Consider the following 14,369-nt stretch of genomic DNA (forward strand, 5'->3'; position numbering starts at 1 on the left):
CTCGGTCAGGGGCGCAGGGTGGTAGCCAGGGCGACCGCGTCGGCGACGAGCGCACGCAGGCCGTCGACGTCGCCGGTCCCGACGAGGTCGCGCGGGACCATCCAGGACCCGCCCACCGCGGCGACGGACGGCAGCGCGAGGTACTCACCGAGGTTTCCCGGCCCCACGCCACCGGTCGGCACGAAGCGCACGTCGGCGAACGGCGCCGCGAGGGCGGCGATCGCGGCAGCACCGCCCGACGCAGCGGCGGGGAAGAACTTGACGGTCGTGACGCCCAGCTCGAGCGCGGCCTGGACCTCGGTCGCGGTGACGGCGCCGGGCAGCGCGACGACATCGTGCTCGGCGCACCGCTCGACGACGGCGCGTGACGTGCCCGGCGAGACGACGTACGAGGCGCCCGCCGCGACGGCCGCGTCGACCTGGGCGGGGGTGACGACCGTGCCCGCCCCGACGAGCACGTCACCGCGGTCCCGCAGCACCCGGATCGCGTCGGCCGCCGCGGTGGTACGGAACGTGACCTCGGCCACGGGCAGGCCCCCGGCCACGAGCGCAGCACCGAGCGCGTGCGCGTGCGCGGCGTCGTCGACCACGACGACGGGCACGAGCCGGTGCGCGGCGAGACGGTCGAGGACGGCGCTCACGGCAGGACCTCGGCCCGCCGCGCGTAGGCGTCGCGCGGGATCCGGTACGCGAGGTCGACCGCGGTCTCGAGCGCCTCGTCGAGGTCGAGCCGGTGCTCGACGACGAGCCGCGCGAGGAACCCCGCGTCGACGCGGCGCGCGAGGTCGTGGCGCGCGGGGATCGACAGGAAAGCCCGCGTGTCGTCGACGAAGCCCGTGGTGTTGGCGAACCCGGCGGTGTCGGTGACGGCCTCCCGGAAGCGGCGCATGCCGTCCGGGGTGTCGAGGAACCACCAGGGGGCGCCCAGGCGCACGGCCGGGTACACGCCGGCCAGCGGCGCGAGCTCGCGCGTGAACGTGTCCTCGTCGAGCGTGAAGAGCACCAGCCGCATGCCCGGGTGGTGCCCGAACGCGGTGAGCAGCGGGCGCAGCGCGTGGACGTACTCGGTGACGACCGGCACGTCGTAGCCCACGTCGTGCCCGTACCGTGCCGCGATCCCGGGGTCGTGGTCCCGCAGCGCCCCGGGGTGGAGCTGCATGACGAGGCCGTCCTGCGTGGACATGCGGGCCATCTCGAACAGCATGTGCGCCGAGAACGCGCGCGCGGCGGCCGCGTCGACGTCGCCGCGCAGGGCTGCGTCGAAGACGGCGGACGCCTCGTGCAACGTCATCGGCGTGGTGTCGGCCCGCACGTGGCCGTGGTCGGTGGCCCGCGCGCCGGCCGCGACGAACGCCTGCCGCCGCAGCTCCAGCGCCCGCACGAAGCCCTGGTACGAGCCGATGTCGACGCCGGCGAGCTCGCCGAGGCGGGCGACGTCGGCCGCCCAGCCCGGGCGGTCGACGTGCAGCACCGCGTCCGGGCGGAAGGTCGGCACGACCCGCTCCCCCCAGCCACGGTCCGCGAGGGCCGCGTGGTCCGCGAGGTCGGCCGTGGCGGGGTCCGTCGTGGCGAGGACCTCGATGCCGAAGCGGTCCAGCAGCGAGAGCGGCCGGAACCCGGGCTCGACGAGGCGCGCCGCGATGGTGTCGTACGCCGCGTCCGCCGTCTCGGCGGACAGCCGCTGGGTCACGCCGAGCACCTCGACGAGCACGTGATCCAGCCAGAACCGGGTCGGTGTGCCGCGGAACAGGTGCCAGTGGGCCGCGAACGTCCGCCAGATCGCGCGCGGGTCCTGCTCGACGGGCCCGCCGTCGCGGCGCGCCAGCCCGAGGGCCTCGTGCGGGACGCCCTGGGAGACGAGCATCCGCACCAGGTAGTGGTCCGGCACGACCAGCAGCGAGGCGGGGTCCCCGAACGGCTCGTCGCGCGCGAGCACGCCCGCGTCGACGTGGCCGTGCATCGAGACGATCGGCAGGTCGCGCGTCGCCTCGAGGATCCGGCGCGCGACGGGCCGCGTCACGGGGTCGGCCGGCAGCGCACGGTCGGGGTGCAGCGCGCCGGGGCGGGCGGCGCGTGCGGTGTCGGGCATGGGGTCCTCCGTCGCCGGGCCGCGGGCGCGTGGCGCGCCGCGTGCGGACGACGGGTGGTCGCCCGGTGAATACGTTTGCACGGTGACCATGCCATCCGAATGCGGCAGGATCAAGACCCGTGCCGCCTGTTGCCGCCGCTGATGCGGATGTGGTGCAATCGGTTTCATCCCGTCCGCCGGCCACCCGCCCAGCGCGTCGCGTCGCCGCGCGGACCCGGTCGACAGGAGCACCGATGGCCGTGACGCTGCGCGACGTCGCTCGAGCGGCGGGCGTCTCCGCCGCCACCGCGTCGCGCGCACTGTCGACCCCCGACCTGGTCTCGCCCGAGCGTCGCGAGCTCGTCCGGCGTGTCGCGCGCGAGCTCGGCTACCGGCCCAACCGCGCCGCCCGCGAGCTGATCACCGGTCGCAGCGGTTACCTGTGCCTCGTCGTGCCGGATCTCGGCAACCCGTACTTCGCGGCGGTCGCCAAGGCGGTGCAGGCCCGCGCGCGATCGGCGGGCCACGCGGTCGTCGTCGCCGACTCCGAGGAGGACTCGCTGCTCGAGGCCGAGCTGGTCGCGCAGCTCGGCGCGCAGGCGGACGGGGTCCTGCTGTGCTCGCCGCGCATGTCCGCCGCCGACCTCGCCGTGGTCGCGGACGACGAGCGGCCGGTCCTGCTGGTCAACCGCGAGGGTGCCGGGCTGCCGTCGGTCGTCGTCGACAACCGTGACGGCGTGCGGCAGGCCGTGCGGCACCTGCACGCACTGGGCCACCGGCGCGTCGCCTACGCGGGCGGCCCGGCCGACTCGTGGTCCGACGCACGGCGGCGCGACGGGCTGGCGGACCTCGACGTCGAGGTCGAGGTCGTGGACCTCGGAGCGCACGCGCCCGTGTTCGCCGGGGGCGTCGGCGCCGCCGACCTCGCGGTCGCGAGCGGCGCCACCGCAGTGCTGACGTACAACGACGTCATGGCGCTGGGCGTGCTGGACCGCGCACGGTCCCGGGGGACGCGCGTCCCCGAGGACCTCTCCGTCGTCGGGTTCGACGACGTACCCGTCGCGACGCTCGTCACGCCCGGGCTCACCACGGTGGCCATGCCGCTGGCCCGGCTCGGCCGCACTGCCGTCGACCTGCTGCTCGGCGCGCGCGACGCGACACCGGCGCACACCGTGCTGCCCGTCGAGCTCGTGGTGCGCGGCAGCACCGCACCCCCGCCCCCGGAGAGCCGATGACCCTGCCCCGACTGTCCGCCGCCACGTGGGAGGCACGCGTCGCGCGCGGGCTGCCCGAGCACGTCCGCGGGCCCGCCGTCGACCCGGCCGCGCTGACGGTCGGGCAGGTGCACCTGGGCGTCGGCGCGTTCCACCGCGCCCACCAGGCCGTGTGCACCGAGGACGCCGCGGCGGCCACCGGCGAGACCCGCTGGGGCGTGCTGGGCGTCACGCAGCGCAGCCCGCGCGTCGTCGAGCAGCTCGCACCCCAGGACGGGCTGTACGGCGTGCTCACCACCGGCCCGGACCCGTCGCTGCGCGTCGTCGGGTCGCTGCGCGACGTCGCCTTCCCAGGACGGGACACCCCTCGCGTCCTGGACGCGTTGGCGGCACCGACCACCCACGTCGTGACCCTCACGGTCACCGAGAAGGGCTACCACCGCGGCGCCGACGGCGGGCTGCGCACGACCGCACCCGACGTGGTCGCGGACCTCGCCGGCGCCGCCGTCGAGCTGCAGCACGACGACGGGACGGCGAGCCGCACAGCCGTCGGCCTGCTCGTGCGCGGGCTCGTCCGGCGGCACCGCACGTCGGGGGCCCCGCTCACCGTGGTGCCGTGCGACAACCTCGCCGGCAACGGCGCCGTGCTGCGCCGGCTCGTCGAGCAGGCCCTCGCGGCCGTCCCCCGCACGGACGAGGTCGCGGCCTGGGTCGCGTCCTCGGTGCGCTTCCCGTCGACGACGGTCGACCGCATCGTGCCCGCCACCGCGCCCGAGCACCGCGCGGCGGCGGCCGCGCTGCTCGGGCTGGAGGACGAGGGCCTCGTGGTCGGTGAGCCGTTCTTCCAGTGGGTCGTCGAGGACGACTTCGCCGGGCCGCGGCCTGCATGGGAGCTCGCGGGTGCGACCTTCACGCACGACGCCGCGCCGTTCGAGCGCGCGAAGCTGCGGGTGCTCAACGCGACGCACTCCGCGCTCGCGTACCACGGCGCGCTGCGCGGCTACGCGACGATCGCCCAGGCCGTGGCCGATCCGGACCTCGAGGCCATGGCCCGCGCACTCGTCGACGAGGACGTGCTGCCGACCCTGACGGCACCCGACGGCCTCTCGCTCGACGCGTACCGCGACGACGTGCTGCAGCGGTTCGCCGACCCCGGGACCGGGCACACCACGGTGCAGGTCGCCACGGACGGTTCGCAGAAGCTGCCGCAGCGGCTGCTGGGCACCGCGGCCGACCGGCTCGCGGCGGGCGCGGTGCCCCACGCGGTGGCCCGGGCGGTCGCGGGGTGGGTTGCCTACGTGCGCGCGACGGCCGCCGGCGACCTCGTCGTCGACGGGCGGCGCGTGCCCCTCGACGACCCCCTGGCCCGTCGCCTCGCGGAGGCCGCGGCCGGGCCTGACCCCGTGGACCGGCTCCTCGCGCTGCGCGAGGTGTTCCCCGAGCCCGTCGCGACGTCGACCGCGTTCCGTGACGCCGTCCGGGCCGCGCTGCGCGAGCTGACCCTCACCCCGGCCGCCCGCTGACGTCGGCCCCCACGGCGGTGGCGGCACGGAGTGACGCAGCGCACAGCCCACGTCCAGGAAGTTTCCGGAACGAGACACAAACACCTTCGCGGCGGGTGGACGCGCTGTTTCACTTGGCGCCGTGAACACGCGATCCCTCCGCATCCTGACCGCTCCCGTCCTGGCCGTCGCACTCGCGGCGTCCCTCTCCAGCTGCTCCGCTCTCGACTCGGTCCTCGGCAACGCGCCCGACGCGGTCCGTGACGAGGAGGGCCAGATCACCGAGGCCGCCGAGGCCGACGTCTTCTCGCTCAAGCTCGGCGACTGCTTCGACTACGCCGCCGTGGCCTCCGCCACCGAGATCTCGTCGGTGTCGACCATCCCCTGCGCCGAGGCGCACGACGCCGAGATCTTCGCCGAGACCACCCTCACCGAGGAGCAGTTCAAGGCCGACCTCGAGCTGACGAACGCCGGTGACACCGAGACGCCGACGTTCGCGGACGAGTTCTGCTACCAGCAGTTCACGACGTTCGTCGGGAAGTCCTACGAGGAGTCCACGCTCGACTACACCCTGTTCTCCCCGTCCGAGGAGGGCTGGGCGCAGGGTGACGACGTCGTGCAGTGCATCGTCATCCACCCGGACGGCGGCTTCACCGGCTCCATGAAGGACTCGGCCCTCTGATCCTGGCCGACCGGCCCGCCCGACCCCGACGGCCCCGTCCGTCACCCGTGCCCGACGGCAGCCGCACCCCGGCTGCCGTCGGGCACGTCCGTCTCTCCCGCACCCCACCACCCGCCGACCGGAACCTGACTCACCGTCCCGGCCCCCGAACGAGGAGTCACGTACCGGTCGGCGGGGCGGTGAGGACGCCGAGACCACCCAGGACGTCGTGCTCGACGGTCCGTGCTGCGGGCCCGGGCTCGGCCGGACGACGCGGGTGCGGGTCGTCGACCCGGTGCCGCGCGACGACGTGCGCGGGCTGCCCCGACAGGCGCACCACCTCGTCCGCGAGGGTCACGGCCTCCCGCACGTCGTGCGTCACCATGACGACGGTCCAGCGGTGCTCGGCCCAGGTGGAGGCCAGCCAGCGCTGCAGGTGCAGGCGCGTGAGCGCGTCGAGCGCCCCGAACGGCTCGTCGAGCAGCAGCAGCTCCCGCCCCTGGGCGACCGTGCGCGCCAGCGCCGCCCGCTGCCGCAGGCCGCCGGACAGCTCGGACGGGCGGGCGTCGGCGTGACCGGTGAGCCCGAACTCCGTGAGCAGGTCCCGGACCCGCGCGCGCGCCTCGCGGCGCCGCACCCCCTGCACCTGGAGCCCGAGCGCCACGTTGTCGAGCACGGTCCGCCACTCGAGCAGCAGGTCGTCCTGCGCCATCCACGCGGCGTGGCCGGTCGTGCCTGTGACGTCTCGGCCCGCGAGCAGCACCGTGCCGCGGTCCGGGCGACGCAGCCCCGCGACCACACCGAGCAGCGTGCTCTTGCCGCACCCCGACGGCCCGACGACGCACGTGAACGACCCGCGCGCCACCTCGAGGTCGACGCCCGCGAGCACGGGCCGCGCACCGGCGGCGGATGGCAGCTCGAGGTGCACATCCTGCACCTGCAGCAGCGCCTCAGCCACGACGCACCCGCCGCGGCCGGGTCCACGGGACGACGACGCGCTCGACCGCGCTCGTCCCTGCGTACAGGGCGAGCGTCAGCGCGGCGCACACACCCACCCCGGCGAGCACGAGGTCCGTGCGGAACGCCGCGCGCTGCATCGTCATGTACGTCCCGAGGCCCTGCACGGCGCCCGCGTACTCGGCGACGACGGCGCCGACCACCGCGTACGTGACGCCGATGCGCAGCGCCGTGAAGAACCGCGGCAGCGCCGCCGGCAGCCGCACGTAGGCGAACTCCTGCCACCGGCTCGCCCCCATGGTCGCCAGCAGCGCGGACGCGCCGGGACCGGCCGCGGCGAACCCCTCGACGAGCCCGAGCGCGACCGGGAAGAACGTCACGAGCGTCACGACGAGCACCTTCGGCGTCAGCCCGAACCCGAACCACAGCACCAGCAGCGGCGCGACCACCAGCACGGGCACGGTCTGCGACGCGACGAGCAGCGGCACGACGGCGGCACGCAGCCGCGGCAGCCGGTCGAGGGTGACGGCGAGCACCCACGCCACGACGACCGACGCGGTGAACCCCACGACGGTGACGCCCAGGGTCGCGCCCGCGTGCGTGGCGAGCGCCTCGCGCTGCGCCCATGCCTGCTGCGCGACGCGCGCGGGCGACGGCAGCAGGCGCGGCGCGACGTCGCCGACCGCGACCACGGCCTGCCAGACGACCAGCAGGACCGCGGCACCCCCGACGACAGGCAGCGCCCGTCCGTTCACGACGTCGCCCCGGTGACGTCCACGTGGAAGGTCGACCAGTCGGGCCGCTCGGTCACCGGGTCACCGTCCGGGCCGCTGAGCAGACCGTGCTCGAGGAGGAAGTCGGCGAAGGCGGCGAAGCGCTCGGGGTCGATCGTGCCGACCGTGCCGTCGTCGGCGCGCAGGTACTCGGCCGCGAGCAGCCGCTGGCTCTCGACGACCATCTCGGGGTCGGCGAACGCGTCCGGGTGCGCGTCGACGAGGATCTGCGCGGCCTCGTCGGGGTGGTCGGCGGCGTACTCGTAGCCGCGGCGCAGCGCGTCGACGAACGCGGCCGCGACATCCGGCTCCGCCTCCACCCAGGACCGCCGCGCGTCGACGAGCACGGAGTACGCGTCCGGCACGCCGTAGTCCTGGTAGCGGAAGTACCGCATCGGCGTCCCGGCACGCTCGGCCTCGACGCCCTCCCACGCGACGAACGGGATCGTGAAGTCCGCCTCCCCCGCGTGCAGCGCCGCGTACGCGCTGGTCCCGAGGGTCACGGACGTGAAGTCGCCCGTGCCGCCGTCGGCGCGGATCACCTCGCGCAGCAGCGGCACCTCGACGGGCCCGCCGAATCCCGCGTAGACGCGGCCGTCGAGGTCGCGCGGCCGGGTGATCGCGGGGTCGTCGGCCCGCACGCCGACGGCCGTCGCCCAGTGCTGCAGGGGCGCGAGCACCGCGACGAGGTCGGCGCCGGCGGACTGCGCGACGACCGAGGCGGCGTGGAAGCTGAACCCCGCCTCGGCCGCACCGGCGTCGACGAGCGCGTCCGGCTGCGCATCGGTGTACGGCAGCACCTGCACGTCGAGACCGGCGTCCGCGAACCAGCCCTTCGCGAGCGCGACCTCCAGGCCGGTGTGGTTGGTGTTGGGCGTCCAGTCGAGCGCGACACGGACGACCGGCAGGTCGCCGGCCGCGGCGGTACCGGTGCCGCCGGTGCAGGCCGTGGCGGCGAGCGCGGCCGCGAGCAGCGCCACGGCGAGGGTGGGACGGGTGCGGGGCATGGGGTCTCCGGGGTTCGAGGAGGCGTCGGGTGAGGGCGCGCCGGGGCGTCGCCGGGCGCGGTGCGCGGGTCGCGCAGCGCGGCGGTGGCGCGCCGGGGCGCGGCGATGCGGGCGCGGGCGGGCCGCTCGGGTCGCACGGGCGCCTCGACGGTCGGACGACGTCGACGGGGCCCGCGAGCGGCCCCACGGCGTCAGGTGGTGAGCAGCCCTCGCCGTCCCAGGGGACGGAGCAGGTGGGCGTGCAGCGGCGGACGCATGGGAGACATGCGCGACATCCCTTCGCTAGTGCGACCTAGATCAGGTTCGACGGGTGTGTTCTCAGCCGCTGGTTGCGGCACCCCGTGTCACGACGCCGCCGACGCTAGCGCCGGCCCGCGGCGGTCGACCCGCCTGTCCGCACTCTGGACGCTCCCCTCCCGCGAGAGCTCCGCTCCACCCGCGAGACGTCGATCCAGCCCCACGTGTCCCAGCGGCCGGGACACCTCTCCCGCGACACCGGGCTGCGGTGGCCCATCGAGTTCCGTGAGCGACGTGAGCCCGGTCTCGGGTGCACGTCGTCTTGCGATGCGGGCGGACGCGTCAGGCGTCGCGGCGGCGGGGGCGGGCGCGCACGTGCATGCGCTCGCCCTGGGGCCCGTAGAGGGCGAGGACCTCGGTGGGGGTGCCGGACAGGTTGCCGAGCCAGTGCGGCACGCGGGTGTCGAACTCGGCCGCCTCGCCCGCGACGAGGTCGAGCTCCCTGCCGCCCAGCACGAGCCGCAACGTGCCGTGCAGCACGTAGAGCCACTCGTACCCGTCGTGCACGCGCGGCTCCCCGACCTCGGGGGGCGTCCGCGGCGGGTAGACGAGCCGGTAGGCGCGCGGCCCCTCCGTGCGGCGGCTGAGCGGCACCCAGGTGACGCCGTGCCGGACCGTGGGGTGCAGCGGCACGCGCGGGTCGTCGCCCGCGGGGACGTCGACGAGCTCGTCGATGGTCACCTCGTGGAAGCGCGCGAGCGGCAGCAGGAGCTCGAGCGTCGGACGGCGCAGCCCGGACTCGAGGCGCGACAGCGTGCTGACGGAGATCCCGGTGACGACCGCGACGTCCGCGAGCGTGGCCTCCCGCTGCTCGCGCAGGGCGCGCAACCGCGGACCGACGGTGTCGAGGACGGCAGCGAGGTCACCCATGCCCGCCATTTGCCATTGCGGCAACGCCTCTTGTCAAGACGGCACGGCCGGAGCAGTCTCGTCCGCATGGAGACCACCCCCGTCGACGTCCTCGTCCTCGGCGGCGGCGCCGCGGGGCTCGCCGCCGCGCTCACGCTCGGCCGTTCGCGCCGCAGCGTCCGCGTCCTCGACGCGGACGTGCCGCGCAACGCCACCTCACCGCACGCCCACAACCTGCTGACGCGCGACGGCACGCCGCCCGGCGAGCTGCTCGCGATCGGCCGCGCCGAGGTCGCCCGGTACGGCGTCGAGGTGGTGACCGCACGCGTGACCTCGGCGCCACCCGCGGACGACGCGACCGGGGAACCCGCGTTCACGGTCGGCACCGCCGACGGCACGACGCACCGGGCGCGTCGCCTGGTCCTCGCGACGGGCATGCACGACGTCCTGCCCGACGTCCCCGGCCTGGCCGAGCGGTGGGGCCGCGACGCGCTGCACTGCCCCTACTGCCACGGCTGGGAGGTGCGCGACCGCGCGCTCACCGTGCTGGCGAGCGGCCCGCGCGCCGTCCACATGGCGCTGCTCGTCCGCCAGCTGAGCGCCGACGTCACGCTGCTGCTGCACGACGCGTTCGAGCCGAGCGCCGACGAGTGGGCGGACCTCGCCGCGCGTGGCGTGCGCGTCCTGCCCGGGCGCGTCGCCGGCGTGCGGGTCATCGACGACGCCCTCACCGGAGTGGTCCTCGCCGACGGTGACGTGGTGCCGTGCGACGCGGTGTTCGTCGGGTCGCGCGCCGTGCTCGACGACGTCGTCGTCGACGGCCTGGGCCTGGCGACCACGCCGCTGGAGCACCTCGGCGAGCGCATCGGGCGCGCCGTCACGGTCGACCCGACGGGCGCGACCTCCGTGACCGGCGTGTGGGCCGCGGGCAACGTCACCGGTCCGCAGCATGCGCTCGCCGCGAGCATCGCCGCCGGCTCCGCCGTGGGTGCGCACGTCAACGCCTCCCTCGTCACCTCCGACGTCGCCCGAGCCCGCACCCGGTGACCCGCTACCACCCCCTCCACCCCCTCCGAGGGGGTGTGCCGCCCCCCATGGCAGGGCTGGATCGACCTCTCGGGCAGGAACGGGGGCGACGCGGGCTGGATTGCTCTCTCACCGCGTGGCGAGAGGGCAATCCAGCACCACCCCAACCCGCGAGAGGCAATCCAGCCCCACCCCAACCCGCGAGAGGGCAATCCAGCCCCACCCCAGCCCGCGAGAAGTCGACCCAGCACCGTCGGACGTCAGGAGACACCCGTGCCCGACCACCAGCACCACCACGCCCCCCACGACGCCCCCGCGCCGGGCGAGGAGCTCGACGCCGCGTGGTGGGAGGAGCGCTACCGGGCCCACGAGCGCCTGTGGAGCGGGCGGGTGAACGCGTCGCTCGCGGAGGTCGCCGCAGGCCTGACGCCCGGCACGGCGTTCGACGCGGGCGCCGGGGAGGGCGGCGACGCGGTGTGGCTCGCCGAGCGCGGGTGGCGGGTCACCGCGGTCGACGCGTCACGGACAGCCCTCGACCGCGGCGCCGCCGAGGCCGCGCAGCGCGGCCTGGAGATCACGTGGACGCAGGCCGACCTGCGCACGTGGACCCCGCCCGCACGGTTCGACCTGGTGACGTCGCACTACCTGCACGCCGAGGGCGGACGCGGCTGGGCGTGGCTCGCGGACGCCGTCGCACCCGGCGGCACGCTGCTGGTCGTCGGGCACGACCCGTCGGACCTCGACGGCCCCGTGCCGCGCCCGCACCTGGCCCGGCTCGGGCACACGGCCGACGCCGTCGCGGCCGACCTCGACCCGGCGCGGTGGGTGACCATCGACCCGCGGGTCGTCGAGCGCACGATCACGCACGACGGTGTGGAGGTCCAGGTGCGGGACGCGGTGCTCGTCGCGCGGCGCCGCTGACGCGGGGCGTCAGGCCGGCAGGGGCCCGGGTGCGTCAGGCCGGCAGGGGCCCGGGTGCGTCAGGCCGGCAGGTCCGTGAGCACCTGCGCGTCGTGCGGCCCGAGGTGCAGCACGCGCCCCGCGAGCGCCAGCGTGCGCGGCGCGCCGGTGTGGTTGACGACGACGAGCCGGTCCCCGCGCCGCACGGCCTCGACGCCCTCGACCGGTGAGGGGAAGAGCGCGGGAACGTCGGCGTCGGTGAGCAGGCGGTCGACGAGCGCGTCGAGGACGCGCGCGGACGGCTGCGTGCCGACGTACCAGGCGACGCCGTCCCCGTGCTCGCGCCGGGTCACGGCCGGTCCGCCCGCGGCGTACCCGTCGTCGAACGTGGCGACCACCTCGGCGTCGTCGACGACGAGGACGTCCTGCCACAGCGACGCCTCGCCGGCGAGCTCGCCGGTCAGGCGCAGCGGACCACCGGGCGACCCGTCGGGTCCCGCGGTGGGTGCGAGCTCCTCGACGCGCACACCGAGCGTCGCGCGCAGCGGGCCCAGGTAGCCGCCGAGGTAGACGTGCAGGTCCTCGTCCAGCACCGCCGTCGCGTACGTCACGACGAGGTTCCCGCCGGCGCGGACGTACGCGTCGAGGGCGTCGAGGTGCGCGGCGCGCGCGACGTGCAGCAGGGGCACGACGACCAGGTCGTACCCCACGACGTCGGCCCCGGCGGGCACGACGTCGACGGTGACGCCGCGGCGCAGGAACGGCGCGTACCAGTCGAGGAACCGCTCGACGTACGCCACGCGCGTCGGCGTGGCGTCCTGCTCGAGCGCCCACCAGGAGTCCCAGTCGAGGACGATCGCGACGTGCGCGGCGACGCGCGCGCCGACGAGGTCGCCGAGCCGCGCGAGCTCGTCGCCCAGCGCGCACACGTCGTGGAACGCCCGCGAGTCCGGGCCGGCGTGCGGCACCAGCGCCGAGTGGAACTTCTCGGCGCCCGCGGCGGACTGCCGCCACTGGAAGTGCAGGATGCCGTCGGCACCGCGAGCGACGGCCTGCAGCGAGTGCGCGCGGTGCTGGCCGTGCGGCCGCGGGGCGTTGCGCGGCCGCCAGTTCACGGCGCTCGGCGACTGCTCCATGAGCAGCCACGGCCGCCCCTCCCCGAGGCCGCGCATGAGGTCGCGCTGCGCGGCGAGCCGCACGTGCGCCTGCGGGTCACCCGGGTCGGGGTAGGCGTCGTCGCTGACGACGTCGACGTAGGGCGCCCACGCCCAGTAGTCCGCGTCGGGGAAGAAGCCCATGAAGTTCGTCGTGATCGGCACGTCGGGGCTGTGGCGGCGGATGACCTCGGACTCGGCGCGGTGCAGCGCGAGCAGCGCGTCGGACGTGAAGCGGCGGAAGTCGAGCTCCTGCGTGGGGTTGCGGAACGTCGGCGCGGCGGCGGGCGCGCCCACCTCGTCGAACGACGAGTAGCGCTGCGACCAGAAGTCCGTACCCCACGCGCGGTTGAGCTCGTCGACCGTGCCGTACCGCGTCTCGAGCCACGCCCGGAACGCGGCCACGGTGTGCGCGTCGTACGACCGCGCGACGTGGCAGCCGTACTCGTTGTTGACGTGCCACATCTCCAGCGCGGGGTGGTCCGCGTAGCGGGCCGCGAGCTGCTCGACGAGGGCGAGCGCGTGCCGCCGGTAGTCCGGTGACGACGGCGAGTAGTGCTGCCGCGACCCGAACCCCAGCCGGACACCGTCCTGCGTCACGGGCAGCGCGTCCGGGTAGCGCGCCACGAACCACGCGGGTGGCGACGCGGTCGCCGTCGCCAGCACCACACGCACCCCGCCGTCGTGCAGCCGCGCGAGCACGTCGTCGAGCCACCCGAGGTCGTACTCCCCCGGTGCGGGCTCGAGGCGCGACCACGAGAAGACCCCGACCGTCGCCGTGGTGACGTGCGCGGCGCGCATCAGCCGCACGTCCTCGTGCCACACGTCCTGCGGCCACTGCTCCGGGTTGTAGTCGGCGCCGTAGCGGATGCGGGCGTCACCGGGCACGAAGACCTCCTGGGCGGCTCGTCGCCCGCGGGGCGGAGCCGCACCGGCCTCGTCGCCGTCCGGCCCCGGGTGCGCGCAGCGGCGACTGGGACGTTGCCCGTGCACGCTAGCACCGGACCGATCACGGGATCAGGCCGTCCGGGCCGTACGTTGGGTCCAGGAGGAAGGCCGTCCCCACGGCGCCCACGACGAGACGAGACGAGCAGCACGCATGAGCAGCACCCCCGCAGTCCTCGAGGCCACCGACGTCTGGGCGGGGTACGGCGGCCCGCCCGTGCTCGCGGGCGTCGACCTGACCCTGCGGCCCGGCGAGGCCGTCGGCCTGCTCGGCCGCTCGGGCGTCGGCAAGTCGACGCTCGTCGAGATCCTCGGGGGCGGGCAGCGGCCCACGCAGGGGCACGTGACGTTCGACGGCGCGCCCGTGGCGAAGACCCCGCGCCGGCGCCGCAAGGACGTGCGGGCCCGGCTGCGCACGGTCCACCAGAACGGCATCGCGGGCGTCGACGTGCAGCGCACGGTCGAGGAGACGATCCTCGACGCGTTCAAGGAGGCCCGGAAGGCCGGCCGGACCACGGACAACGACGTGGAGGCGGCGCTCGCCGTCGTCGCGCTGCCCATCCGGTTCGTCACGCGGCGCGTCGGCACGCTGTCCGGTGGTGAGCGGCAGCGGGTGGCCATCGCGCGGGCGCTCGCGACGCGTCCGGACCTGCTGCTGCTCGACGAGCCGCTGACGGCGGTGGAGCAGACGCTGCGCGAGGAGGTCGCCGACGAGATCCGTGCCCTGGTCCGCAAGGACGGCATCGGCCTGCTCGTCGCGTCGCACGACCTGCGCCTGCTGGAGCGGCTGACGGAGCACGTGCTGGTGCTCGCGGAGGGCACGATCGTGGAGTCCGGACCGCTGCGCTCGGTCCTGCAGGACCCGCAGCACCCGGACACCCGAGCCCTGGTGGAGGCGCTGCCGGACGTGGCGGCGGGCCGCCCGCCGCGCTGAGCCGACGCCGCGCCGGCTCCGGGGCCCCACGACGCGCGGGCGGCGTGGGGCCCCGGCGCGTCCCGAGGCGCCGAGAGGGGAA

The 14,369-nt window shown here is 75.8% G+C and carries 13 protein-coding genes and 1 riboswitch; of the genes, 6 read left to right on the plus strand and 7 right to left on the minus strand.

All coding sequences use genetic code 11. The features are described 5' to 3' along the window. Nucleotides 1-5: 5 nt before the first annotated feature. Together eda and uxaC are read right to left on the minus strand one after the other, a co-directional pair. Entirely contained in the window at nucleotides 6-641 is a 636-nt protein-coding gene (gene eda / locus CFLA_RS15220) for a bifunctional 4-hydroxy-2-oxoglutarate aldolase/2-dehydro-3-deoxy-phosphogluconate aldolase (protein ID WP_013118225.1), read from the minus strand. Further along, nucleotides 638-2,089, minus strand: a complete 1,452-nt coding sequence (uxaC, locus tag CFLA_RS15225) for a glucuronate isomerase (protein WP_013118226.1) — start codon at nucleotides 2,087-2,089, stop codon at nucleotides 638-640. The genes eda and uxaC overlap by 4 nt, the downstream gene beginning before the upstream one ends. Nucleotides 2,090-2,322: 233 nt before the next feature. On the opposite strand from uxaC, the gene CFLA_RS15230 reads away from it, so the two are divergent. From CFLA_RS15230 to CFLA_RS15240, 3 genes are all read left to right on the plus strand, one after another. Further along, nucleotides 2,323-3,303 (plus strand): LacI family DNA-binding transcriptional regulator, encoded by a 981-nt coding sequence (locus tag CFLA_RS15230; RefSeq protein ID WP_013118227.1) that lies wholly within the window; start codon nucleotides 2,323-2,325, stop codon nucleotides 3,301-3,303. Then, a complete protein-coding gene (locus CFLA_RS15235; protein ID WP_013118228.1) occupies nucleotides 3,300-4,805 on the plus strand; it encodes a mannitol dehydrogenase family protein in 1,506 nt (501 codons plus the stop codon). Before CFLA_RS15230 ends, CFLA_RS15235 begins: the two co-directional genes overlap by 4 nt. Before the next feature lie 121 nt (nucleotides 4,806-4,926). Beyond that, a complete protein-coding gene (locus tag CFLA_RS15240) occupies nucleotides 4,927-5,466 on the plus strand; it encodes a septum formation family protein (protein WP_013118229.1) in 540 nt (179 codons plus the stop codon). Between the two features lie 157 nt (nucleotides 5,467-5,623). Here CFLA_RS15240 and CFLA_RS15245 read toward each other — a convergent pair whose 3' ends face one another. The 4 genes from CFLA_RS15245 to CFLA_RS15260 all read right to left on the minus strand — a co-directional run bounded on the left by CFLA_RS15245 (nucleotide 5,624) and on the right by CFLA_RS15260 (nucleotide 9,358). Further along, complete coding sequence (locus CFLA_RS15245) at nucleotides 5,624-6,403, minus strand: ABC transporter ATP-binding protein (RefSeq protein ID WP_013118230.1); 780 nt, start codon at nucleotides 6,401-6,403, stop codon at nucleotides 5,624-5,626. Continuing rightward, complete coding sequence (locus CFLA_RS15250; RefSeq protein ID WP_013118231.1) at nucleotides 6,396-7,157, minus strand: ABC transporter permease; 762 nt, start codon at nucleotides 7,155-7,157, stop codon at nucleotides 6,396-6,398. Before CFLA_RS15250 ends, CFLA_RS15245 begins: the two co-directional genes overlap by 8 nt. Continuing rightward, entirely contained in the window at nucleotides 7,154-8,182 is a 1,029-nt protein-coding gene (locus tag CFLA_RS15255; protein ID WP_013118232.1) for an ABC transporter substrate-binding protein, read from the minus strand. Before CFLA_RS15255 ends, CFLA_RS15250 begins: the two co-directional genes overlap by 4 nt. A 257-nt stretch (nucleotides 8,183-8,439) precedes the next feature. Then, nucleotides 8,440-8,534: riboswitch (TPP riboswitch) on the minus strand. A gap of 227 nt (nucleotides 8,535-8,761) precedes the next feature. Next, nucleotides 8,762-9,358, minus strand: a complete 597-nt coding sequence (locus CFLA_RS15260) for a helix-turn-helix domain-containing protein (protein WP_013118233.1) — start codon at nucleotides 9,356-9,358, stop codon at nucleotides 8,762-8,764. Nucleotides 9,359-9,415: 57 nt separating this feature from the next. On the opposite strand from CFLA_RS15260, the gene CFLA_RS15265 reads away from it, so the two are divergent. Together CFLA_RS15265 and CFLA_RS15270 are read left to right on the plus strand one after the other, a co-directional pair. Then, complete coding sequence (locus CFLA_RS15265; protein ID WP_013118234.1) at nucleotides 9,416-10,375, plus strand: NAD(P)/FAD-dependent oxidoreductase; 960 nt, start codon at nucleotides 9,416-9,418, stop codon at nucleotides 10,373-10,375. Nucleotides 10,376-10,627: 252 nt separating this feature from the next. Continuing rightward, complete coding sequence (locus CFLA_RS15270) at nucleotides 10,628-11,275, plus strand: class I SAM-dependent methyltransferase (protein WP_013118235.1); 648 nt, start codon at nucleotides 10,628-10,630, stop codon at nucleotides 11,273-11,275. A 59-nt stretch (nucleotides 11,276-11,334) separates the two neighbouring features. Here the strand turns inward: CFLA_RS15270 and CFLA_RS15275 are convergent, their stop codons facing one another. Then, nucleotides 11,335-13,296, minus strand: coding sequence for a beta-galactosidase (locus CFLA_RS15275; protein ID WP_013118236.1), 1,962 nt, complete (start codon nucleotides 13,294-13,296; stop codon nucleotides 11,335-11,337). 211 nt (nucleotides 13,297-13,507) lie between these two features. On the opposite strand from CFLA_RS15275, the gene CFLA_RS15280 reads away from it, so the two are divergent. Beyond that, on the plus strand, nucleotides 13,508-14,287 hold the full coding sequence (locus tag CFLA_RS15280; protein WP_013118237.1) for an ATP-binding cassette domain-containing protein: 780 nt from the start codon (nucleotides 13,508-13,510) through the stop codon (nucleotides 14,285-14,287). The last annotated feature ends 82 nt before the right edge of the window (nucleotides 14,288-14,369 follow it).

The sequence above is a fragment of the Cellulomonas flavigena DSM 20109 genome, assembly GCF_000092865.1.
Taxonomy (GTDB): domain Bacteria; phylum Actinomycetota; class Actinomycetes; order Actinomycetales; family Cellulomonadaceae; genus Cellulomonas; species Cellulomonas flavigena.